This window comes from Centipeda infelix ATCC 43532, assembly GCF_000234095.1.
In the GTDB taxonomy this organism is placed as follows: domain Bacteria; phylum Bacillota; class Negativicutes; order Selenomonadales; family Selenomonadaceae; genus Centipeda; species Centipeda infelix.
This window is the reverse complement of record NZ_JH376797.1, coordinates 550,538-574,942: the sequence shown is the minus strand read 5'-3', so window position 1 is coordinate 574,942 and position 24,405 is coordinate 550,538. Positions and strand designations below refer to the sequence as shown.

At 53.2% G+C, this 24,405-nt stretch carries 17 protein-coding genes and 2 pseudogenes; 13 read left to right on the top strand and 6 right to left on the bottom strand.

Annotation, left to right across the window (positions count from 1 at the left end):
- Positions 1-54: 54 nt before the first annotated feature.
- The 3 genes and pseudogenes from galU to HMPREF9334_RS02875 all read left to right on the top strand — a co-directional run bounded on the left by galU (position 55) and on the right by HMPREF9334_RS02875 (position 3,467).
- Positions 55-936 carry a UTP--glucose-1-phosphate uridylyltransferase GalU gene (gene galU, locus HMPREF9334_RS02885; protein ID WP_006692000.1) on the top strand — a complete coding sequence of 294 codons (882 nt, stop codon included), beginning with the start codon at positions 55-57 and terminating at the stop codon, positions 934-936.
- A gap of 10 nt (positions 937-946) precedes the next feature.
- Positions 947-2,176, top strand: coding sequence for a DUF445 domain-containing protein (locus HMPREF9334_RS02880; protein ID WP_006691999.1), 1,230 nt, complete (start codon positions 947-949; stop codon positions 2,174-2,176).
- Positions 2,173-3,467, top strand: a pseudogene (locus tag HMPREF9334_RS02875) (DUF445 family protein). The gene HMPREF9334_RS02880 and the pseudogene HMPREF9334_RS02875 overlap by 4 nt, the downstream one beginning before the upstream one ends.
- On the opposite strand, the gene HMPREF9334_RS02870 reads toward HMPREF9334_RS02875, so the two are convergent.
- The 6 genes from HMPREF9334_RS02870 to fba form a co-directional block, all read right to left on the bottom strand.
- Positions 3,460-3,903 carry an RrF2 family transcriptional regulator gene (locus HMPREF9334_RS02870; protein ID WP_006691996.1) on the bottom strand — a complete coding sequence of 148 codons (444 nt, stop codon included), beginning with the start codon at positions 3,901-3,903 and terminating at the stop codon, positions 3,460-3,462. The pseudogene HMPREF9334_RS02875 and the gene HMPREF9334_RS02870 overlap by 8 nt on opposite strands.
- 124 nt (positions 3,904-4,027) lie before the next feature.
- Positions 4,028-4,420 (bottom strand): 30S ribosomal protein S9, encoded by a 393-nt coding sequence (gene rpsI / locus HMPREF9334_RS02865; protein ID WP_006691995.1) that lies wholly within the window; start codon positions 4,418-4,420, stop codon positions 4,028-4,030.
- Between the two features lie 26 nt (positions 4,421-4,446).
- Positions 4,447-4,872, bottom strand: coding sequence for a 50S ribosomal protein L13 (rplM, locus tag HMPREF9334_RS02860; RefSeq protein WP_006691994.1), 426 nt, complete (start codon positions 4,870-4,872; stop codon positions 4,447-4,449).
- A gap of 145 nt (positions 4,873-5,017) precedes the next feature.
- Positions 5,018-6,259 (bottom strand): pyridoxal phosphate-dependent aminotransferase, encoded by a 1,242-nt coding sequence (locus tag HMPREF9334_RS02855; protein WP_006691993.1) that lies wholly within the window; start codon positions 6,257-6,259, stop codon positions 5,018-5,020.
- Between the two features lie 158 nt (positions 6,260-6,417).
- Positions 6,418-7,647 (bottom strand): aspartate kinase, encoded by a 1,230-nt coding sequence (locus HMPREF9334_RS02850; protein ID WP_006691992.1) that lies wholly within the window; start codon positions 7,645-7,647, stop codon positions 6,418-6,420.
- Between the two features lie 192 nt (positions 7,648-7,839).
- Positions 7,840-8,832, bottom strand: coding sequence for a class II fructose-1,6-bisphosphate aldolase (fba, locus tag HMPREF9334_RS02845; protein ID WP_006691991.1), 993 nt, complete (start codon positions 8,830-8,832; stop codon positions 7,840-7,842).
- Positions 8,833-8,974: 142 nt separating this feature from the next.
- Here fba and smc point away from each other — a divergent pair, with 142 nt between their 5' ends.
- From smc to tyrS, 10 genes and pseudogenes are all read left to right on the top strand, one after another.
- Positions 8,975-12,541 carry a chromosome segregation protein SMC gene (smc, locus tag HMPREF9334_RS02840; protein ID WP_039957169.1) on the top strand — a complete coding sequence of 1,189 codons (3,567 nt, stop codon included), beginning with the start codon at positions 8,975-8,977 and terminating at the stop codon, positions 12,539-12,541.
- Positions 12,542-12,558: 17 nt separating this feature from the next.
- Positions 12,559-13,494, top strand: coding sequence for a signal recognition particle-docking protein FtsY (gene ftsY, locus HMPREF9334_RS02835; RefSeq protein WP_006691989.1), 936 nt, complete (start codon positions 12,559-12,561; stop codon positions 13,492-13,494).
- A gap of 35 nt (positions 13,495-13,529) precedes the next feature.
- The gene (locus tag HMPREF9334_RS02830) at positions 13,530-14,075 is read left to right on the top strand and encodes an NUDIX domain-containing protein (RefSeq protein WP_006691988.1); all 546 of its coding nucleotides are present in this window, start codon (positions 13,530-13,532) and stop codon (positions 14,073-14,075) included.
- Between the two features lie 16 nt (positions 14,076-14,091).
- Positions 14,092-14,721, top strand: coding sequence for a site-2 protease family protein (locus HMPREF9334_RS02825; protein ID WP_006691987.1), 630 nt, complete (start codon positions 14,092-14,094; stop codon positions 14,719-14,721).
- Positions 14,722-14,729: 8 nt separating this feature from the next.
- Positions 14,730-15,458, top strand: a complete 729-nt coding sequence (locus HMPREF9334_RS02820) for a segregation and condensation protein A (protein WP_006691986.1) — start codon at positions 14,730-14,732, stop codon at positions 15,456-15,458.
- Positions 15,445-16,104 (top strand): SMC-Scp complex subunit ScpB, encoded by a 660-nt coding sequence (gene scpB, locus HMPREF9334_RS02815; protein ID WP_006691985.1) that lies wholly within the window; start codon positions 15,445-15,447, stop codon positions 16,102-16,104. Before HMPREF9334_RS02820 ends, scpB begins: the two co-directional genes overlap by 14 nt.
- Before the next feature lie 5 nt (positions 16,105-16,109).
- The gene (locus tag HMPREF9334_RS02810) at positions 16,110-18,614 is read left to right on the top strand and encodes a U32 family peptidase (protein WP_006691984.1); all 2,505 of its coding nucleotides are present in this window, start codon (positions 16,110-16,112) and stop codon (positions 18,612-18,614) included.
- 9 nt (positions 18,615-18,623) lie between these two features.
- Positions 18,624-20,978, top strand: a complete 2,355-nt coding sequence (locus HMPREF9334_RS02805; protein ID WP_006691983.1) for an endonuclease MutS2 — start codon at positions 18,624-18,626, stop codon at positions 20,976-20,978.
- Between the two features lie 117 nt (positions 20,979-21,095).
- On the top strand, positions 21,096-23,180 hold the full coding sequence (locus HMPREF9334_RS02800) for a transglycosylase domain-containing protein (RefSeq protein WP_211204834.1): 2,085 nt from the start codon (positions 21,096-21,098) through the stop codon (positions 23,178-23,180).
- A 15-nt stretch (positions 23,181-23,195) separates the two neighbouring features.
- Positions 23,196-24,397: pseudogene (gene tyrS, locus HMPREF9334_RS12265) on the top strand (tyrosine--tRNA ligase).
- Positions 24,398-24,405: the final 8 nt, after the last annotated feature.

Below are 24,405 nucleotides of genomic sequence, written 5' to 3'. Positions count from 1 at the left end.
AAAGCGCGAGAATGTGCCTCGCGCTTTATTTACATAACGGATGGAGTAGATGAGATGCAAAAAAAACGCATACGCAAGGCGGTCATTCCGGCAGCAGGATACGGAACACGATTTCTTCCTGCGACGAAGGCGACCCCAAAGGAAATGCTTCCGATTGTGGATAAGCCGACCATCCAGTATATTGTAGAAGAGGCATTGGAGAGCGGGATTGAGGACATTCTTATCATCAGTGGACACGGCAAGCGTGCCATCGAGGATCACTTTGACTCGGCTCCTGCGCTCGAGCATGAACTTGAACGCAAGGGAAAACAGGACTTGCTGGATCTTGTACGGGAGACAACCGATGTCAATGTGCACTATGTACGGCAGAAATATATGCGTGGTCTGGGCGATGCAATCCTCTGTGCGCGGAGCTTTGTCGGTAACGAGCCCTTTGCCGTCCTCCTCGGCGACGATGTTGTCTATCATCCGGAGCGCTCGGCACTGGGCCAGCTGATCGATGTCTACGAGGAGCGCGGCGGCTCTGTTCTCGGCTGTCAGATGGTGGCGGATGAGCAGGTATCCTCGTATGGCATTGTTGCGGGAGAGACACTTGAGAATCCACGCCTCATGCGCGTCTTTGATATGGTGGAAAAACCTGCCCTTGAGGAAGCACCCAGCCGTATGGCTGTGCTCGGACGCTATATCATCAGTCCCGAGATCTTTGCGATTCTCCGCGAGACGAGGCCGGGCAAGGGCGGTGAGATCCAGCTGACGGACGCACTCAAGGTCTTGGCGCAGTCTGAGGAAGTTTATGCCTATGACTTTGAGGGCAAGCGTTACGATCTGGGGGATAAATTAGGTTTCTTGCAAGCGACGGTTGAGTTTGCGCTGCGGCGTGCTGATCTCGGAACAGATTTTCGGTCATACTTGAAAAAACTTGTGAAGGCACTGTGAGGCGATCGATTTGCGAAAGGAAAATCAGGCAAATCTGGCACTTGCCGTCAGTGTATTTGGTGCAGTTGGGACGGCAGGGCAGGGGAGTTCCCTCCTCGTTTCAACGATTCATCACGGATTTTTGGCGGCGACGATCGGGGGGCTTGCAGACTGGTTTGCGGTGAAGGCAATCTTCGGTCGTCCGCTCGGCATATCGCATCGGACGGATATCCTTCGGCGCAATCGTGCGCGAATCATGGAGTCACTGGTTCAGTTCTCTGCTGATGATCTGCTGAGCAAGCAGAATATCATGGAGGTTATCGAACGAGAAGATATTGGTGCACTGCTCGTGGAGTATCTGGAGCATCGCGGAGGGCGTGAACGCCTCATCGAGGCGACCGTGGATATTCTGCGCCACGTTGCTGCCGATGTGGACAGCCGTCGTATTTCAAAAGAGCTTGCTCCGTATGTCATACGGGCGCTTCATGCACTCCCCTTGGAGGACAGCTTCGTCGAACTATTGGATGTGCTGACTGAAAAGCCCCACGCAGACCGCATTTTCAATATGCTGATCCGCATGGGGCTGCAGCTCATTCAGACGCAGGTATTTCAGGAGATGCTCCGTGAGAACATCGCATCCATACGCACGGAATATGAGGGTGATGGAATGTTTCGCGCCTTCGTTCTGTCCTTCTTCGATGATGAGATGATTGCGGCGTGGCTCACTGAGCGGTTGGCGGATATTCTGCAATCGGCGATGGAGCACGATGACCGCCGTCACAGAGACGGGGTACAGGCACTTGTTTCCTTTGTGACTACACTTCGTACCAATCCGAGCCTGCATGAGGTGCTCCATCGGTACAAGGTTCATGTGATCGAGCATATTGAGATCGAAAATATTCTGATCGACTTTATTGAGCATCGGATGAAGGGCAGTCACCCCTTCTGGATTCCATACGTTAAGGAACTCCTGAATGAGAAAATAGATGTATTTGCCCATTCGGAGAGCTGGCAGAATCGTGCAGATCGATGGATGAAAAATCTGGCTGCGGGAGAGGTGGAGAAGCACCACGGAATGATTGCGGAATTCGTACGTGACTATCTGAACCAGAAATCGGAGGACGAACTCATCGTCTTTGTCGAGGGGAAGGTGCAGACTGACTTGCAGATGATTCGCGTGAATGGTGCTATTGTCGGTGCTTTTGTCGGCATGGGGTTATCGCTCCTCGTGGTATGTGCGGAAAGGATGTGGGGGCTATGAGCCGAACATGGAATAAGGCAAATGCAGCTCTCGTATCGTCCGCGCTCTTTTTTCTGTTCGCCCTGTATCTGCATCTGCACGTTCCGTCTGCGATCTGGACGGATGGGCTGCTCATGGTCAGCGAGGCGGCTCTGGTCGGTGGTGTTGCGGACTGGTTCGCGGTTACGGCACTTTTTCGCAGACCACTCGGATTTCCGTATCATACGGCGATTCTGCCGCGGCGACGGGACAGTTTTATCCATGCAATCGTTGTAATGGTGCAAAAGGAATTTTTTTCGCGGCGGAAGATCTTTCGTCATATCGAGAAAATTCACCTGTTTCCCATGCTCCAAGAGTTTCTGCACAAAGAGGCAACAGAAACGAGAATGACGGGAACCGTTCTTCATTTTATTCGTGCGTCATTTTTGCGAAAAAAAATAAGAAGGCGATCGCCTATCTGGCGGAGCGGCTCAAGAGTATCCTCCTGCGTGAAGATCCATCTGAACTCATGAATCGCTTTGATGCGCTCTTTCGCACAAACGAATGGGATCAAAAGGCTCTTGTCCGCATCTCCTGCCTCCTTGCCCAGGAAGTATCGACGGAGGAGACGCGACAGTCGATTCGAGACGCGCTTGCGGAGCTTGAACGTGAGAAAATTGGCGATGGCTTTTTATCGCGGTTGCTTGAGGTGACCAATACAGTCAATCTGGACGAAGGGGCGGAGCTGATCCAGCGTCATACCTGCCATGTCTTGAATGAGCTGGGCAGGGAACACTCTCCTCTACAGGAAAATGCCATCGCACTCCTCCATGACTGCATTGGAGATCTTCGGCAGGATGCAGAGCTCCTGCGTCTTGCACGTGAATTGCAGGAGCGACTTGCCTGTGAACTGCCCATTGAGGAAACCCTTGGTCGACTGTTTCAAGGGCTGCGGAACCATTTTCAGATGGATCTCCAACGGGAGGTTGACCCGATTGCGGAACACATGCCGGCGTTTTACACACATTTGCAGAGCATTCTCCACGTCGAATATCAGCATATGCTCTTTCTGATTGAGGAACGGATGGAACTGCAGAAGATCATCACCAAGGTGCTCTATGATCTTTTGGCGCGCTCGGCGCTCCATGCACAGACGCTCGTCGGTGTCATCGTCGGGAACGTCCTGTCACGTCTTACCGATGAGGAGCTCAATCATCTTGTCTATGATAAGGTAGAGGAGGATCTTCTTTGGATCCGCGTCAACGGTTCCCTTGTCGGCGGCTGTATCGGGCTGCTTCTATTTATTGGCACATGGATCTTCTCTCTTAAATAAAGTACATCAGGTTCTCGTTGCTCTCCTCACGGTCCAACGCTGTCAGAAGATCCTCCAGAGAGATTGCGTTCAACGTCTCATAGATGCTCTTGTCAAGTACATTAAAGACTTCGCGGGCAAGAATATGATTGAGCTGATCCATCTTTTCAGACGCTGGTCCGGTCTTTTCGATCAGTGAAATCTCAATCGAGGAGAGAATATCATAGGCACTGATCTCACGCGGATGGCGCGAGAGCTGGTAGCCGCCCTGCGAGCCCTTGATTGAATTCACAAGGTTGCTGCGCTTGAGGAGGGAGAAAACCTGCTCAAGATAGATCTTGGAGATGCCAAGATGTTCTGATATGCTGATGATTGTAATGGGGGAGGAGGCATCGTAGTTGCGTGCGAGATACACCATTGCGGCAATGCCGTAGCGACCCTTTGCGGAGATCTTCATTGACTCATCCTCTTTCAGTAAAACATAGTTATTCTATCAATATAATATGTTAAAAACGCAAAAAAGTCAAACAAAAAATCCCTTCTCATAAGAGAAAGGGATTTTATATTGCAGCTCGTGTGGATTAACGCTTTGAGAACTGGGATGCCTTACGCGCCTTCTTGAGACCATACTTGCGGCGCTCTTTCTCACGCGGGTCGCGTGTGACAAAGCCCGCCTTTTTGAGGGCAGGGCGCAGCTCTGCATCCATCTCGATGAGTGCGCGCGTAATGCCGTGGCGAATTGCACCGGCCTGACCGGACGCACCGCCGCCGGATACGTTGGCAATGACATCGTATTTATCGACCGTCTCCGTCAGGTTGAGTGGCTGACGAACGATCAGCTCAAGGGTCTTGAGACCAAAGTACTCTGCCATCTCACGACCGTTGATCGTAACCTTGCCGTCGCCCGGAACGAGGCGAACGCGTGCAACCGAGGTCTTGCGGCGACCCGTGCCGTAGTAAGTGACTTGTGCCATCGAACAGATTCCTCCTTTTACGAAACTCAGCGAATATCAAACGCCAGCGGTTCGGGCTTCTGTGCTGCGTGGGGATGCTCGGGACCGACGTAAACATTCAGCTTACGGAAGATCTGTGCGCCGAGGCTGTTCTTCGGCAGCATACCCTTGACAGCGTGTTCGATGACGCGGGTCGGGAAGCGGTCGAGCATCTGGCCGGCAGTCGTAAAGGTCGTGCCGCCCTGGTAGCCGGAGTGACGGAAGTAGGTTTTGTCCGTCAGCTTCTTTCCCGTGAACTTGACTTTCTCAGCATTGATAACGATGACATAATCGCCGGTATCGACGTGCGGTGTGTAGATGGGCTTGTTCTTGCCGCGCAGAACCTTTGCAATCTCTGCCGCAAGACGACCGACTGTCTGATTCTCGGCATCTACAACATACCACTTGCGTTCAATATCGGCGGCTTTTGCCATAACCGTGGTTTTCACGTAATTCCCCCCTATGAGAGTAAGAGCATTCAATATGTAGAGTTGATGCAATATCTGCTCATGCCTCCGGGGCTAATGGACACATGAAAAATATCACACGTCGCTATTCTAAAAAATTTTGACTGGAATGTCAAGGCATTTTATCCATTGCGTGCTTTACTTTTTCTGCGATGCCGCACATTTTTGTCTTTGGCACGGAACAAGCCGCAATACGTACGCCCATTTTCAGAGGTACAGCGAAAATGAGATCTTCGTGGAGCAGGTTGCAGACCGCCTGCGGATCTGCGGCAGGAATGGCGAGGAAGAAACCGCCCTTATAGGGGAGTGCGGGAAGTCCGCACTGTGCCGCTTCCTGCATAAAGATATCGCCGCGTTCCTGCACGAGATGATAGAGCGCATCGCGTTCCGCCTCGTACGAGGCATAGGAGGTCTTGTCCTGCTGGATACGCGTCAGGAGGGTCATCGCACCGCGGTTGATGTTCGACCACGTCGCGCGTGCCGCATACTTGCTGATTTCGCCGAACTCGTCGATGACTGCCTTGCTCGAAGAGAGTGCAATCAGTGCACCGCAGCGCTGTCCATAGAATGTGTATGCCTTGGACATGGAGAAGGCAAAGAGCGTCAAGATGTTTTCCGGCAGATTGGAGAACTTCTGCATAAAGGCGCGTGCTTCGTGCTTTTCTCCCGCAAAGTCAATGTAGGCGATGTCGACGAGCAGATGGATTTTCTTTCCTGCGGCGGCGTGTTTTTTTACGCAGTCCAGCACATGATCCCAGTCCTCGGAGGAGAGGCTGTACCCTGTCGGATTGTGCGCCGGTGTATTGAGGATGATGAGCAGACTTTCCTGTTTCTTGAGGAGCGCATCGACCGATGCGGCAAACGCCGTATGGTTGAAGTTGTTCAACTCATCAAAGAGTTGGAAGTTTGTCACAGAGGAGCCAAGTTCCTGACAGATGACATTGTACGTTCCCCAGAACCAATCTGAGGTGAGCACCTGATCGCCCTTTTCCACATAGTTGTCGACAGCGGTACGCAGTGCACCCGTTCCGCCTGCGGTTGCAAGCGCACCAAGATATCCTGCGGGACGGTTTCCGGCAAAGGTGATGTCGATCGCTGCCTCCAGATATTCCGGAAGCCCCGAGATCGGTGCGTAGGCAATATAATCCTCAATGGGCAGGGAGCGGAAGACACGCTCGACTGTAGGGAGATGGGCGAGTTTTCCGGCATCGTCCATCACCGCCCCAATGGTTGCGTTCACAACGCGTTCCTCGCCGTGTTCGACGATGGCGGCGCGGCACGCTGCAGCAGCACCGAAAATTGCGTCCTTGAGTCTCCGTGAAGCGGCATGGGACGCAGCCATTTGAATTGCCATGATGAATACGCTCTCCTTTTTGTTCTGAAAGCACGGATTGAGTAAAACCCTCCGACAGAGCGGCAGAGCTTCAATCCGTGCTTTCCCTAAAATGCACTATGATGATAGCGCGTTGTTCTGTTTATGTCCACAGGATACGTGGGTGTATACAAGTATTCTTATGCGTTCGGGAAGAACTCATCGTGGATGCGGTTGACTGCATCCTTCACACTGCCGCCCTTAATGAGACAGGAGATACTGATCTCCGACGTGCTGATGATCTCAATGTTGATGTCTGCGTTCGAGAGTGCGCCGAACATACGTGAGGCAATTCCGGGGCTGCCAAGCATTCCCGCACCGACAATTGAGATTTTCGCGACATCGTTGTCAATGGCGACGGCGGATGCCTTGATCTCTGCAGAGATGCCCTCGACGACCTGTTTTGCTTCCTCCGCATCGATGGTGGCGACGGTAAAGACCATATCCGTCATATTGGATTCGGCACTGCGAATGCTCTGCACGATCATATCCACGTCGATGTTGGCATCTGCAAGTGCAGAGAAAATCTTGTGTGCGACACCGGGAACATTGGAAACCCCGAGAACGGTGATCTTGGAGACCTGCTCGTCATGCGTGACACCGCGAATGATAAAGGACTTTTCTTCCACTGTATATTCCTCCCTAATGATGGTACCAGGCTCCGAGGTAAAGGTCGAGCGAACATGAATGGGGATACCATAGAGCTGCCCCATTTCCACAGAGCGCGGCTGCATGACACCCGCACCGAGACGCGCCATCTCAAGCATTTCGTTGTAGGTGATTTCACGCATACGGCGTGCACCTTTTGCAATGCGCGGATCTGCGGAATAGATCCCGTCGACATCCGTGAAGATCTCACAAGTATCTGCACCGATCGCACCCGCAATCGCGACAGCGGAAGTGTCTGAGCCGCCGCGTCCGAGGGTCACGGGATTTCCTTCCGCATCCGTTCCTTGGAATCCCGCAATGACAACGATATTGCCCTTGTCCAGCTCCTCGTGCACACGCTTTGGCTCAAGGCCTAGAATACGCCCCTTCGTATGTGCGCTGTCCGTACGCATTCCAGCCATCGCTCCCGTGAGGGAAACGGCAGGCTGTCCCATCGAGCGGAATGCCATCGCAAGGAGTGCGATGGAGACCTGTTCTCCTGTTGTCATGAGCATATCCATCTCGCGCGCATACTGGTAGGGGCTCTCCACTACCTCGCCAGCAAGCGCGATGAGATCATCCGTCGTGTCACCCATGGCCGATACTACCATGACAATGCGATCATCGGGGGCTTTTTCACTCAAGATTCGCTTTGCTACATTTTTGATTTTTTCAGGTGTTGCAACGGAACTTCCGCCAAATTTCTTAACAATTAGTGCCATATAATGTCCCCCTATGGTATTAGTATGATTCCCATAATGGCGAATGCTGAACGCATTATACAATGAAAATGGAACACTGTCCAGTAACCGATGTATCCATAAACAGGGAATAGGGAAAAATATGACCTTATTCCATGCTGAGCACGAAATAAGGTCATATCGCATTTACGTTGTTATATCATAGGCGTAATCTTACTTGTTGAGGAGTGCCTGGATCTCGGCGGCTTTGCCGTCAGAGCCGAGCACCTCTTTGATCTTGTGGGTGACGAGCTCCTTGATGTAGCTGCGGCCATCGGTCAAATACTGGCGCGGGTCGAAGTGGGACGGTTCTTTCTTGAAGTGCTCGCGGATGCCCGCCGTCATCGCAAGACGGAGGTCGGAGTCGATGTTGATCTTGCAGACGGAGGACTTTGCCGCGCGGCGCAGCTGATCCTCGGGGATGCCGACGGCATCCGGCATATGTCCGCCGTTCTCGTTGATGATCTTCACATACTTCGGAATGACGGAGGAAGCGCCGTGCAGAACGATGGGGAAGCCGGGGATGCGCTTCTCGATCTCCTCAAGGATGTCGAAGCGGAGCGGGGGCGGAACGAGAACGCCATCTGCGTTGCGTGTGCACTGATCCGGCGTAAACTTGAATGCACCGTGCGATGTTCCGATTGCAATTGCAAGCGAGTCAACGCCCGTCTTCTCGACGAAGTCCTGTACTTCCTCGGGCTTCGTGTAGGACGCATCCTCTGCCGAGACATTGACATCGTCCTCAATGCCTGCAAGCTGACCGAGCTCTGCCTCGACGACAACGCCGTGTGCGTGTGCGTACTCGGCGACGCGCTTTGCAAGTGCGACATTCTCGTCATACGGGAGGTGGGAGCCGTCGATCATGACGGACGTGAAGCCGCCGTCGATGCAGGACTTGCAGATATCGAAGTCCGCACCGTGATCGAGATGCAGAGCGATGGGAATGTCGTTGATTTCGAGAGCTGCCTTGACGAGATGAACCAGATACTCATGGCGCGCATACTTGCGTGCACCCGCAGAGACCTGAAGAATCAGAGGGGATTTGAGCTCTCCCGCAGCATCGGTGATGCCCTGAACGATCTCCATGTTGTTGACGTTGAAAGCTCCAATGGCGTAGCCGCCCTCATAGGCTTTCTTAAACATTTCTTTTGTTCCGACAAGTGGCATGTGATTACCCCCTATTAAAGAAAAAACATCTCACGAATGCTCTCATTATAACATAATTTATTTACGGAAGATACCGTTTTTTGAAATTTCCCATGTGTTCTGTTATAATGAGTGGACTAATTTGTAAAGGCAGGTGCATTGTGTGCAGTTAAAGCGCTTGGAAGCGTACGGATTCAAGTCATTCGCCGAGCGGATTGTCGTCCAATTCGATCAGGGGATTACTGCAGTCGTGGGACCGAATGGGAGCGGCAAAAGCAATATCACGGATGCCGTTCGCTGGGTTCTGGGCGAGCAGAATATTCGTATGCTGCGCGGGCTGCGCTCCGAAGACATCATCTTTGCCGGCTCTGCCGCGCGTCGTGCGCTCAGTGTGGCCGAGGTTGTACTGGTTTTTGACAACACGGATAAGAAACTGCCCATCGACTACGATGAGGTCGTCGTGAAGCGCCGCCTTTATCGAAACGGCGACAGCGAAGTTTATCTGAATGATTCGCGCTGCCGTATCAAGGACATCTATCAGCTCTTTGCGGATACGGGAATTGGTCACGATGGCATGAGCATCATCGGACAGAACCGATTGAATGACATCCTGGACAGCCGCCCCGAGGAGCGTCGCGTGTTCTTCGAGGAGACGGCAGGCATTACGAAGTACCGCGCACGGAAGCAGGAGGCTCTGCGCAAACTGCGTGAGAACGAGGGCGATCTCGTTCGCCTAAACGATATCATGTATGCCCAGGCAGCGGAGCTTGAGCCGCTTGCTGTGCAGGCGGAAAAAACGATGCGGTTTCGCCAGCTCGATGCGGAGCGGCGAAAATATCAGCTTACCTCGCTTGTGCAGCAGCATGACAGACTCATACAGGAACAGGACGGACTTACACAGACCCTGAACGAGCATCGTGCGGAGGAGGCACGCGAGATGCGCGCGCGCAGGGATGCTGAGGAGAAAAAGAATGCGCTCGAGGCGGACATTGCGCTGATTGACGGGCGCATGCAGGAGAACACCCGAAAGCTCCGCAGACAGCAGGAGAAACTGGACGTGCTCCGGCAGGAGGAATCCCACATCAAGGGGCGGCAGGATCAAGGCTCCAAGCGCAAAACGGACGTTGAGGGGATGCGTCAATCTGCCGTTGCAAAGAAGCAGGCAACGGAGCAGGAAATTGCCCAAATCGATGCGATCTTGGCACAGCAGAACACTGTGATACAGGAAAAAAAAGCGGAGCAAACGGACGTGCAGCAGGAAATTGCATGTGTGCAGGCGGAGCTTTCCAATGAGGAACGGACGATGGCGCAGCACGCGTCATCGCGCACAGCCGTACAGTGTGTACTGGCACGCCTGAGGGAGCGGCTTGCAGTTGCGCGGAACGCTGCGGAGCAGGGGGATGAGAGCAAGGAGCGTCGGCAGGAGGAAATCGAGCGTCGTCGCACAGCCCTTGTGGAGGCACAGACAGAATGTGAGCGCAAAAATCACACGCTCGCACAGTCCGAAAAGAATTTGCAGAGCATATCGCAGGGACAGAGTCGTCTTTATGAGGACATTGAGAAACTGCGCAGTGTGATTGAGTATGGCGAGGCACAGCTTCGAAAGTCGGATGCGGAGCTCCTTCGCCTCCGACAGAATCTTGACTTTCAGCGGCGGATACAGGACAGCCATGAGGGCTTCGGGCGGGATGTGCAGACCGTCCTGCAGGCGACGGAGGGGTGGCGGCGCGGCATCGCGGGAACGGTCGCCGATCTCATTCGCATCCCGGAGCGTTATCTTACGGCAATTGACGTGGCTCTCGGCGGGAGTGTGCGGAATGTCGTCACGGAGGATACGGATACGGCGAAGTCTGCCATATCGTATTTGAAGCGAAAGAACGGCGGACGCGTCACCTTTCTTCCGCTGACGACGATTACCGTGCGCCCGCCCCGTGAGATCAACCTCGGACGCTATCACGGTGTCATCGGATGGGCGAATACGCTGGTTCAGGCAGAGGGAAAGTTTCAGCGGGTCGCGGATCATCTGCTCTCTCAGACGCTTGTGATGGAGACCTTGGATGATGCTCTGATTGCAGCAAAACAGGAGGGCTATCGCCTCCGCATTGTGACGCTCACGGGCGAGCTCCTAAATCCGGGCGGTTCGCTCACGGGCGGCGGACGCAAGAAGGAGCGATCCACACTGCTGAACCGCCGCACGGACATCGAGGCCCTGCACAGCCGTCTGCAGGAGCAGGAGGCCGCGCATCAAGAGCTGCATTCCTCGTTGGAGCAGCAAAGACATCTGCTCAAGGAAAAGAGAGGGCAATCTGCGGACCAAAGGGCTGCGGCGGAGCGTCTGGCACAGGAACTCATGGAACTGCGTGGAAAATGCGATATTCTAAAGGAACGCATTGCAGATCAGGCAAACGCCCTTCATGAGATGGAGCGAGCGGAAGAGGAGCGTCTGGCAAGCGGCGCGAAGCTCATGCAGATACAGATGCGCATGGAACGTCACATTTCCTGCTGTGAGGCACATGAGGAACGCTTTACACAGGCAGCCGAGCAGAGCGGTCATCGGTGCGTGGAGCTGCGGAATGAGCAGCAGGGATATGAGGAGCGTTTACACGGGCTGGATGTTTCGATTGCGGCTCTTTCGGCGGAGATCGAGACGCGCACGCGCAACCGCAAATCCCGTACATTCGACCTTGCAGAAGCAGAACGCACACTGAAGGACCTTACCACACAGGATGCACTGCTTGCCGATGAGCTGCAAAGGGACAAGGATCGCCTTGCTGAACTGACGAGCGAGATTGAGCGTCATGATGCGGTGTTCCAAAAACGTGAGAGACGCGGCGAAGAGCTGAAGGATCAGCGATTGGCGCATGAGGCTGAGAGTCGGATGTTGGACAGTGCCATCAAGAGTGCTGTTGCACGGATTGAGGATATCCGTATCAAGCAGCATCGATGCGACAACAGTCTGGAGGGCATTCGCATACGTCTGGGAGATTGCCGTGGGACGCTCCTTTCGGATTTTGGACGGACACCCGAGACTGCGGCTGCAGAGATTATGCAGGATGCAGATCCGGATGTCTTGAAAGAGCGTCTGCGCGCTCTTGATACCGCGATTCGTGCGCTCGGTGCGGTGAATCCCAATGCCGTTGAGGAGTATGCGGAGAAGAAGGCGCGGTACGAAGAGGAAGAGAAGCAGATTGCGGATTTGAGAGCCGCAAAACAGGATATTGAGCAGATCATCCAAAAGATCGATCAGGATATGACGCGCACGTTTCGTGAGGCGTTCCGCCAGATTCAGGAGTATTTTAACGAGATTTTCGTGCGTCTCTTTGGCGGCGGCATTGCGGAATTGCGTCTGACCGATAAAGACGATATACTGAGCAGCGGAGTTGAGATCCTTGTGACCCTGCCCGATAAGAAACGGCAGAACCTATCGGCTCTTTCGGGCGGCGAGCGAGCACTCACCGTCATTGCACTTCTCTTTTCATTCCTGCGGTATCGCCCTTCGCCGTTTTCCATTTTGGACGAGATTGATGCGCCACTCGATGAGGCGAATGTCTCGCGGTTTGGCGATTTCCTGAAAGAGTTCTCCGTCAACACACAGTTCATTGTTGTAACGCACCGAAAGGGGACTATGCGTGTGGCGGATACCATGTACGGTGTTACGGTTGAGGATGCGGGGGTTTCCAAGGTCCTCTCCATACGTCTGAAGGATTATGAAGCGGAGCAGACCGCATAGCACAGGAAGGAGTTACTGTGGGATTCTTTGATCGGCTCAAAAAAGGCCTGACGAAAACACGCGAGAACTTCACACATAATATTGAACGGCTTATCATCGGATATGCTGATATTGACGATGAACTCATTGATGATCTTGAGGAGACCCTGTTGATGGCGGATGTGGGCGTCAAGACGACGGAGATGCTCATCACTGCAGTACGCAAGGGCATCAAGCAGAAGGAGATCCGTACGCCCGAGGATCTGATTCCGTTTTTGGAAAAGGAAATTGTTCGCATCCTTGAAGCGGGTGAGAATACATTTCACATGGCGGAACAAGGACCGACAGTGCTGCTCGTGGTCGGTACGAACGGTGTTGGCAAGACGACGACGATCGGGAAGCTGAGTGCCTATTATCGCAGACAGGGGAAATCTGTATTGCTTGCAGCCGCGGATACATTCCGTGCGGCTGCCATCGACCAGCTTGAGATCTGGGGCAAGCGTGCCGATGCTCAGGTCATCAAGCACGGTGAGGGCTCAGACCCTGCTGCCGTTGTCTTTGATGCACTGCAGGCGGCAAAGGCGCGCAATATCGACATTGTCATTGTCGATACGGCAGGGCGACTTCAGACCAAGTCGAACCTGATGCAGGAGCTTGAGAAGATCTACCGCGTGATTGGGCGCGAGATTCCTGCGGCACCTCATGAGACACTGCTGGTTCTCGATGCAGGCACGGGGCAGAATGCGATCAGTCAGGCGGAGCTTTTTACACAGGCAGCACCTGTGTCAGGAGTTGTTCTCACGAAACTGGACGGAACGGCAAAGGGCGGCGTGACGATTGGAATCAAGTCACAGCTCTCCATCCCGATCAAGTGGATCGGCGTTGGTGAGGGGATGGATGATCTTCGCCCCTTCCATGCGGAGGATTTTGTGAGTGCCCTGTTTGTAAAACGTGCGGATGAAACACAGGAATAAAGTCTTGTGTATGTTTGATGGGAGGGGGATCCGCCATGTATGAGGATCTTGTAGAAGTAAAATGCAGCAGTGAGAATATTTTTGACGGGACGCTGCTCCATGTGCGCCGTGATGTGGTGCGTTTGCCGAATGGGAAAGAGTCCGTCCGCGAGTGGATCCACCATCCGGGGGCAGCGGCGGTGCTGCCTGTCCTGCCAAACGGCAATGTCATCTTGGTGCGTCAGTTCCGCTATCCCATCGGGAAGGTGACTCTCGAGGTTCCGGCGGGGAAGCTCGATATGGTGGGCGAAGACCCTCTGCATTGTGCGCGGCGTGAGCTGTCGGAGGAGACCGGTTACACGGCGGAGAACTATGATAAACTGACCGTGATCGCGACGACAGTTGGTTTTTCCAATGAGTACATCCATCTCTACCTCGCACGGGAGCTTTCGGTCGGTACACAGCACACCGACGAGGACGAATTTGTCAACGTCGTTCAAATACCGTTCTCCGATGCGCTGGCAATGGTGAAGTCGGGGGAGATTATAGACTCGAAGACGATCATCTCGCTGATGATGGCAGAAGAACGTCTGCGTGGCTAATGAGTGGGAGAAGTGTATGTTCGGATTTAACTTTGAAGAGATGCTGCTCGGAATCCCCGGGCTCATCATTGCCATGACGTTTCACGAGTACGCACACGCACGCGCTGCTGTATCGCTCGGGGATTTTACGCCGCGCCTTATGGGCCGTCTGACGCTTGATCCGCGTGCACATATTGACCCAATCGGGTTGATTATGCTGTTTCTCGTACGGTTTGGTTGGGCGAAACCCGTGATGGTCAATCCCAGTAATTTTCGCCAGCCGAAACGGGATGATATTCTCGTGTCCGTCGCAGGCCCTGCGATGAATCTGCTCCTTGGGTTCATTGCATTCTACATCATCCTGTTCATCCGCACGCACAATGTTGACGTTTCTTCCATTACCTATGGGATCATTCAGATGATTTTCGTCTACAATGTCAACTTTGCAATCTTTAACATGCTCCCGATTCCGCCGCTCGATGGTTCGCACATTCTGCGCAACCTGCTTCCGCCGGATCTCGCCTATCGCTATCAGTCGATCGAACGATACAGTCTGCTCATTATGATTGTGTTCATTGCAACACCTCTGCTAAGTGTTGTCCTGATGCCGCTTTTTCAATTGGTATACAGTGTCTATAAGATCGTCGGCAGCATTCTTCTGTTCTAGGCTCCTCTATGGCGACAGATTACCTTGTGAAATTGGATGCGTTTGAGGGGCCGATGGATCTCCTCATGCATCTGATTGAAAAGAATAAGATCGATCTCTATGATATTCCTATTGCAGACCTGACACGTCAGTATCTTGACTACATCGATACACTGTATCAATTTGACATTGAATATGCGAGTGAGTTTTTGGTGATGGCGGCGACCCTTCTGCGGATCAAATCGCGTATGCTGCTGCCGAAGACCAATGCGGAGGAGGAGACGGAAGAAGATCCGCGCATGGAGCTCGTGGAGCGTTTGCTCGAATACCGATGCTTCAAAGAGGTATCGTCCATTCTCTTTTCTCTGAGCGATGCGCAGAGCCCCTACGTGGAGCGTGCCCCGATGCCGCTTCCCGCACATCGTCTTCCGATTACGGGGCTGTCGGCCGAGTCCCTTATGCGGATCTTTGCCGATGTGCAGCGCATTCGTGAGGAGCCTGTGATTCCGGCAATCGTTGTATCTGCGGAGGAATACCGTGTGCAGGACAAGATGTCGGATATCCTCACACTGCTGCGCCGCAGGAACGGCAGGATCAAGCTGAGCGATGCCTTTCCCACGGGGACGCGTGAGGAGCTGCTGTCTGCATTTTTGGCACTTTTGGAGCTTGCCAAGATGCAGATGGTATATCTCTCGCAGGAGCATCTTTACTATGAAATCGTGATTTCGGAAAAGGAGGGAAGCCGTGCAGTCTCTTAGTCGGGCGGGTATTTTGGAAGCCGTGCTGTTTGCTGCCGGACTTCCGCTCTCTCTGCCGAAACTGGCTGAAATCATCGAAGCTCCCGAATGGGAGGTACAGGAGACCCTGACACAGCTGGAACACATTCTGTCGGATCGGGGGAGTGGCATATTTTTGCGCAGATCTGCAGGTGGCTATCAGCTTGTGACGCATCCGAATGCCTTTCCATGGGTGAAGAAACTGTCGGAAACAGTGCAGCCGACGCTGTCGTCCTCGGCGATGGAGACGCTTTCCATCATTGCCTACAAGCAGCCGATTACGAAGCAGGAAATAGAGCACATCCGCGGTGTTCGTGCGGAGCGTTCGATCGGGCGCTTGCTCGAACTTGAGCTGATCTGTGAAATGGGGCGCAAGCAGGTGATCGGACGTCCGATTCTCTACGGGACGACCGATCTGTTTTTGCGTGCATTTGGATTGGAGCAGATTGCGGATCTTCCTGCATTGCCTGATATGGATGATGTAAAGGATACGTTGGACGACGACCAGCTGCGTCTTTTCGAGGAGATGCGTGCTGCTGCGGACATAGTGGAACACGATGCGACGCGTGACGATATTGACATGGGGGAACAGAACGTCTCTGTACTTTCGCATACTGCAAAGGATTGAATGGATTGGTTGAATTACTCGCTCCTGCGGGGACAAAGGAAGCGTTTCTTGCGGCGGTTGAAAACGGTGCGAATGCTGTCTATCTGGCGGGAAAAATGTTTGGTGCACGAGCCTACGCCTCCAACTTCGATGAAGATGCGATGGCGGAGGTCATTCGTCATGCGCATCTGAAAAATGTGCAGGTTCATGTTGCGGTCAATACGATTGTCGACAGCGAAGAACTCCCGCAATTAAAAGAGTACCTCTCCTTTCTCTACGATGCGGGAGCGGATGCGATTCTCTTGCAGGATCTCGGTGCAGTGCGGCTGGCAAAGGAGATTGTGCCGCAGATGCCGCTTCACGCGAGCACGCAGATGACAGTACATAATATTGCAGGTGTTCAGGCGCTTGAGGAGCTCGGTTTCTCGCGTGTGGTGCTGGCGCGTGAGCTCTCCATTGCCGAGATTCAGGATATCTGCAGGAAAAGCCGTGCTGAGATCGAGAGCTTTGTGCACGGTGCGCTTTGTGTCTGCTATTCGGGGCAGTGCCTGATGAGCAGCATGATCGGCGGCCGCAGCGGAAATCGTGGGCGCTGTGCACAGCCCTGCCGTCTGCCCTATACGCTGGTTGATGCAAAGGGAAGTGACGTGCTCGGCGAATCCGCCGGCAACTTCCTTCTCTCACCGCGCGATCTGAATGCCGTCGAACTCATTCCGCAGCTGCTTGATGCGGGGATTGATTCGCTCAAAATTGAAGGGCGCATGAAGCATCCGGAGTATGTTGCGACGATTGTGCATACCTATCGCAAGGCGATTGACCACCACCTCAACCCTAAAAGGGATGCTGTCGATGATACAGATCGCGATCATCTGGCGCAGGTGTTCAATCGTGATTTTACAACGGCATATATGGAAAAGCGACAGGGCAGGTATATGATGAGCGACCGTCGCCCAAACAATCGCGGCCTTCTGATTGGACGCGTTACGGCATATGATCACGCTGCGCAGATGGTTTCTATGAAGCTTACCAGAGCACTCGCCGTACACGATCAGGTGGATTTCTGGGTCAAGGTCGGCGGGCGTGTCAGTGCTGAGATCGAGCACCTATATGATCAACGAGGAAAGGAATGTGCGGAGGCTGCTGCGGGGGAGATTGTTTCATTTCCAATTCGGGGAAAAGTGCACATTCATGACCGTGTATTCAAGGTCTATGATGCAAAACTCATGAATGCGGCAAGGCGCTCCTATGACGCCGACTCCTGTGACCGCATCCCGCTTCGCGCCATTCTCCGTGCGCGACTTGGAGAAAGGCTGCGCCTCTCACTTACGGACGATGAGGGGAACACAGCGACGGCAGAAAGCGACTACATCGTTGTTTCGGCGAACAATCGGCCGCTCACGGTCGAGACCGCTGAAAAGCAGATGGGGCGTCTTGGTACGACATTGTTTTCCCTTGCAGAGCTTTCCTGTGATATGGATGATGCGGTAATGGTGCCGGTCAGTGAACTGAACAATCTGCGTCGCTCCGCCATTTCCGCACTGGAAGAGATGCGTATACAGCACTTTGAGGAAAACCGTACCTCCAGCGTGCATTTCGCCCGGCAGAACGCAGTGGATTCGCTCGTGCAATCCTCGGGTTTTGGTGCGCTGCAGCCGGCGACACTCATGGTTGCTGTCGACGCCATGGAGGCGATGAAAGCCGCCGTTGCTGCGGGGGCGGATGGCATTCTCTACGGCGGGGAATCGTTTCGTGGAGTGGCACTCCAACCGAGGGATTATGCGGCGGCTTGGGATTATGCGAAGGACTGTGGAATCCGTATCGACTACAATACACCGCGCATTGTACGAGGGGACGAGCAGGCGGCTCTGATCCGTCTGTTTGAGAGCTTTGGAGAGAAACAGCCCGCAGCCTTGCACGTTCATCATATTGGAACGGCATACCTTGCGCGGGATCGTGTGCCCGTGACACTCCATGCGGATTATTCGATGATCTCCTATAATCCGTCTGCACTTCGGTTTCTGCATGTGCATGGATTCGGCGAGGCAACGCTGTCACCGGAACTCAACGGCAGACAGATGGAACGTCTTGTCAAGGATAGTCCCATTTCGCTCACCGTGGTTGTCAGCGGGCGTCTCCCGCTCATGATTTCGGAGTACTGTGTCTTGGGCAGCTTCCTCGGGGGGCTTGATACGGGAAAATGCTCCATGCCATGCCGTAGACAGGAATTTTTCCTCCGTGACCGCAAGAATGTGGATTTCCCTGTGATGACGGATCAGTTCTGTCGTATGCACATACTCAACAGTAAAAAGCTGTCCCTGCTTCCCTATGTGCATCAGCTTCGGCGCATGGGGGTTGCAACCCTGCGGATCGAAGGTCGTGGTCTTTCCTGCAGCGAATTGCAGAGCATCGTTCGGATGTATCGGGATGCACTCAGGCGCAAAGCCCCGCGCTGCGAGGAAGATGAGGAATATCTGCGTATGCAGGAGGGCAAAGACATTACGCGCGGGCATTATTTCCGCGGCATTTTATAAGAGGTACACATGGACACTGAGTCATTTAAGGTTTTGGAATACGGGAAAATCACAAATTGGCTTGCTTCGTTTGCCTCCACCATATGCGGCAAGCAACTTTGCCGCAGCGTCATACCAAGCGGAGATTACGACGAAGTTGTGCGCCTCCATCATGAGACGGCGGAGGCGGTACAGGTTCAGCAGACGCAGTCGCCGCCGTTCGGGGGGATCTATGATCTGCGTACACTGCTGAAAAAAGCGTCGATGGGCGCTGTTCTTGAGATCGATGAACTGCGCTCCGTGATGAGTACGATGTGCGGGATGCGGAATGTAAAATACTTCTTTCGCGATCTCGTATTGGATGTCCCGCATCTGAAGACGATGGCAAAACCGATCGAAATTCTCGGCATGGTGGAGCGTCATCTCAAGGATACCATTGATGAACACGGCAATTTCCGTGACGATGCCAGCCCTGAACTGCGCAGGATCACACGCGAACTTCAAACGGCGCAGGCGCGCGTCAAGGAGCGCCTCTCCGCGATCCTGCACGATGCAGCGAATCAGAAATACTTTCAGGAAGCCATTGTCACCGTACGTGATGAGCGCTATGTCATTCCGGTCAAGCAGGAATACCGCAATTATTTTCCGGGCGTGATCCACGATCAGTCTGCCAGCGGGGCGACACTCTTTGTAGAGCCGCTCGCGACCGTGGAGCTGAACAATACCGTGCGGCAGATGGGGCTTGCACGCGAGCAGGAAATTCAACGGATCTTGCAGAAGCTCTCGACTGAGATTGCACAGAATGCAGGCATTCTTTCGGAGAACTGCACGATTCTCTCGGAGATGGATCTTATCTTTGCCCGTGCGGGGCTTGCGCGTGAAATGCAGGCGTATCCGCCCACATTGAATCAAAGCGGTGTCGTTCATCTGAAGAGGGCACGACATCCGCTGCTCCCGAAGGACAAGGTTGTACCGATTGACATCGAGCTCGGGCAGAACTTTTCCATTCTGCTGATTACAGGTCCGAACACGGGCGGCAAGACCGTGAGTATGAAAACACTTGGTCTTCTTGCACTGCTCGCACAGTCCGGCTGCTTCCTGCCGACCGCACCCGATTCGGAGATTCCCGTTTACCGTAATATCTATGCGGATATTGGAGACGAGCAGAGCATCGAGCAAAGCCTCTCCACCTTTTCGGCGCATACGCGGAACATTGTCCGTATCATCGACAAGGCGGAGCAGGGCGACCTCATCCTGCTGGACGAGGTCGGGGCGGGCACCGATCCGGATGAGGGGGCTGCTCTTGCACGCAGTATCATCGCACATTTTTTGCAGCAGGGCATTGCTGTGGTTGCCACAACGCATTATGCTGTATTAAAAACCTATGCCTATGCAGAGTCGGGGATTGAAAATGCCTCCGTCGAGTTCGATCTCAAGACACTGCGCCCGACCTATCGGCTTCTGATCGGAATTCCCGGGGCGAGCAACGCCTTTTCCATCAGCCGTCAGCTCGGTCTGCCGCAGGATATTGTCGCGCGTGCTGAGATCTATATCAGTGAGGAACACACGCATTTTGAACATGTTGTCAACGAACTCGAACGGGAAAAGCAGGATTACGAGACCAAAAACCGCGAACTGCGTAATAAAGAGGCGGAGATAAAATCCGTGGAGGCTCGTCTCCGTGCCGAACGCGAAACGCTCTCAAATACGCGGCAGGAACTTCTGCATAAGGCGCGTGAAGAGGCGAACAACATCGTTCGTGAAGCGCGGCGCAGCGCAGAGGAAACGATCAAGTCGCTCAAGGACCAGTTTGATGATCACGGGGTGAAGGAGCGGCGCAAGGTGATTCAGGAGGCAAGAAACCGACTGGACGAGGCGTATATCCAGGATTCTCTGCAAAAAAATCCGGCGGTCGGAAAAACAATCCGCCCCGACGATATTCGGAGCGGCGATATTGTCTATATCGAAAGTCTTGCACAGGAGGGAACGGTCCTGTCTGTTCAAGGCAAGGAACTCACTGTTCAGGTGGGTGGACTGCGTACCATCGTCAAGATGAGTGCGTGCACATTTGTCACGCGAAAAAAACCAAAGAAGAATACCAAGGTGCATGTCGGAACATCGATTGCACAGAAAACGGCAGAGATTCGACCAGAGATCGACGTGCGCGGCATGACCGTCCTAGAGGCGGAGGCCGTCCTCGGAAAATTTATCGATGATGCAGTGTTTACTGGGCTGTCCAAGATCCTTGTGATTCACGGCAAGGGGACGGGGGCACTGCGACAGGGCTTACAGGATTATTTGAAGCATCATCGTTCTGTCCTGTCATTTACATTTGCAGATATTTCCGAGGGTGGAACCGGGGCAACGGTTGTAGAATTGAAGTAAGTAGGAATATTGTCCTTTTTCGCAAAACATCCTTACAAAACTTGGAGTTTGTGATAAAATAAAGAAATTGGATTGTAGGCAGGTGCAATGGAGAAATCTCCGGACGGGAAGGTATCTATGCAGAAAAGCGAAAAGAAAGCAAAAAAGAAGTCAAATAACGGCTCTGTTCTTGGGAAAGCAATTCTTGCCATAGGTCTAATTCTGTTTGTCATGATTATCGGCGTTGGCTGCGGATTCCTCACGGCAAGTCTGAATACCAGACCGAATCTCGCGGAGGATATCGTGCCTCCGGCATCATCACAGATCTACGATATCAACGGCAACGAGATCGCCAACATACATGCAGCTGAAAACCGAAGACCTGTCGGTATCAATGAGATTCCGAAAAATCTTCAGAATGCATTTATTGCCGTCGAGGACAATCGATTCTATGAGCATATTGGTATCGATCCACGCGGAATCATGCGTGCTGTTTGGGCGAATATTCAGGGGCGCGAGCTCACAGAGGGCGGTTCTACGATCACGCAGCAGCTCGCAAAGAATGCATATCTGACGCAGGATCGGACGATGAAGCGTAAGATACAGGAGGTGTTCCTTGCGCTTCAGCTTGAACGCCAGTATACAAAACAGGAAATTCTAGAGCTCTACATGAACCAAATCTATTTCGGTCAGGGAGCCTATGGCGTTCAGGCTGCGGCTCGCACCTATTTCGGTAAAGATGTCAAGGATTTGACACTGAACGAATGTGCCATGCTTGCAGGTATTCCAAAGAGTCCGAACTACTATTCTCCCCTCAACAACATGGAAGCGGCGACGGAGCGCAAAGCTGTTGTTCTCGACCAAATGGCGAAATACGGTTATATTAGTAACAGTGAGGCGAATGCTGCTAAGAAGGAACAGCTTACCATTGCAAAGAACAACAGTGATGGTATTGAAGGTCCTTCCTATTTTGTGGACTATGTGCTTCAGTTGCTTTCTGAAAAATACGGAGATGATGCCATCTATAAGGATGGCCTGAAGATCTACACAACCATCGATATGAACTTGCAAGCGGCTGCAGAGACTGCCATGCAGAATCTCCCTACATATTTTACTGATGCAAACGGCATTGTGCAGCCACAGGGGGCTCTCGTTGCGATTGACCCGCATACGGGATATATCAAAGCCATGGTCGGCGGACGTGGCACGGATCAGTTCAATCGTGCAACACAGGCAGTCCGTCAGCCCGGCTCAGCATTCAAGCCCTTTGTCTTTGCAGCGGCACTCGAGAATAAATATACAGCGGATTCCATCATTGACGATAAGCCGCTGAAGATTGGCGGATGGGAGCCGCAGAACTATAGCCGTAACTTCTCCGGAAAGGTGCGACTGCGCGATGTCGTGCGTTGGTCGCTCAATGTGCCGACGGTTCGGATTGCACAGGATATTGGCATTGACAAGGCGATTTACTATGCACAGGAGATGGGGATATCGACCTTTGTCCTCGATGGTGCAACGAATGACCGCAATCTCGCAATTGCACTTGGCGGTATGACGCGTGGTGTCACACCGCTTGAACTTACGAGCGCATATGGTACGTTTGCAAATCGCGGCATTCATGTTGAGCCGGTTGCCATCCTCCGTGTTGTTTCGCGTACGGGCAAGGTGCTTGAGGAGGTTCAGCGGAAGGAGAAAAGTGTTATTTCTGCAGCGAATGCTGCCACCATGACCGCGATGATGGAGGACGTTATTCAACGTGGTACAGGAACACGCGCCAACATTGGTCGTCCTGCTGCAGGAAAAACGGGGACAACCAGTGACTATCATGATGCATGGTTTGTTGGGTATACGCCGGATCTGGTCGCAGGAGTCTGGATCGGCAATGACAGCAATGGCGACTTGCATGGCATGGCGGGAGGAATGACCCCTGCAGTTATATGGCAGTCATTTATGCTGAAAGCGCATGCGGGTCTGCCCGTGCGTCACTTTGAAGGTGCTCCTTCCTTTGCTGCCTCATCGGATGATTTCCCCGTTGAAGATCATGAAAAAGAAAAAGATCCGAAGAAAAAGTCGGACGCACATGGGAAAGAAACAGGGACGAAGGGCACTGCTGACGCAGGAAAGAGAGACGCCGCCACAAATACTACACCCTCAACGCACACACCATCATCTGCGGCAGAGGTTCCAGAGCCTGGCATGGGTGTAGAAAAAGGGCAGAACTGAGAAAGAGGTAATAGATTGAATGCCATTGATATACTGAAAGAACGCGGTTTTCTCGCGCAGTGTACGGATGAGGAGGGGCTGCGCAACCTTTTCGAACAGGAGCAGGTTTCCTTTTACACCGGATTTGATCCGACGGCGGACAGCCTTCATGCAGGGCATTTGATTGCCCTCATGGCGATGTCGCATTTGCAGAGAGCAGGGCATCGTCCGATCTGCCTTGTCGGCGGCGGCACAGGAACGGTCGGCGATCCCTCGGGGCGTACGGATATGCGCAAGGTGATGACCGATGACATTATCCGCCATAACTGTGATTGTTTCCGCAAACAGATATCGCGCTTCATAGACTTTACGGATGAACGTGCAATTATGGTGGACAACGGGGATTGGCTGCGTAAGCTCAACTATATCGACCTGCTCCGTGATATCGGAGCGCATTTCACTGTCAATCGTATGCTCGCTGCAGAGAGCTATAAGCAGCGGTGGGAGAAGGGACTGACCTTTCTCGAGTTCAACTATATGATTATGCAGGCGTACGACTTCATGGAGCTCAACAAACGCTATGGCTGCAAGCTGGAGATGGGCGGTGACGATCAGTGGTCGAATATCATCGCGGGTGTAGAACTTTGCCGCCGCAAGAAGAATGTTACGGTCTTTGGTCTTACCAACAAGCTGCTCACAAAGAGCGACGGAACGAAGATGGGCAAGACGGCGGGCGGTGCGCTTTGGCTGGCTGCGGAAAAGACTTCGCCCTATGATTTCTACCAGTACTGGCGCAATATTGACGATGCCGATGTCGAGATCTGTCTCTCGCTGCTTACCTATCTTCCGATGGATGAGGTGCGCCGTCTTGCCGCCGCTGAGGGGCAGGAGATCAACCACTCCAAAGAGATCCTTGCATACGAGGTGACCAAGATCGTTCATGGAGAGCAGGAGGCGCAGAAGGCGCAAGAGACTGCAAAGGTACTCTTTGGCGGCGGTGCATCGGCAGAGCTTCCGCAGATTCGCGTGGAGCTTTGTGAAAAGTTAGTCGATGCCCTCACGCGCGGAAATGTGTTCCCCTCGAAGGGCGAGGCACGTCGCCTGATTCAGCAGGGCGGGCTCACGCTCAACGATGTGCGTGTTACGGACGAGCATTATGTACTCAGCGAAGCGGATTTCTCTGATGGTACCGCATTGGTCAAAAAAGGAAAAAGAAGCACTATCAGCTTGTATATTAAGAAGGAGA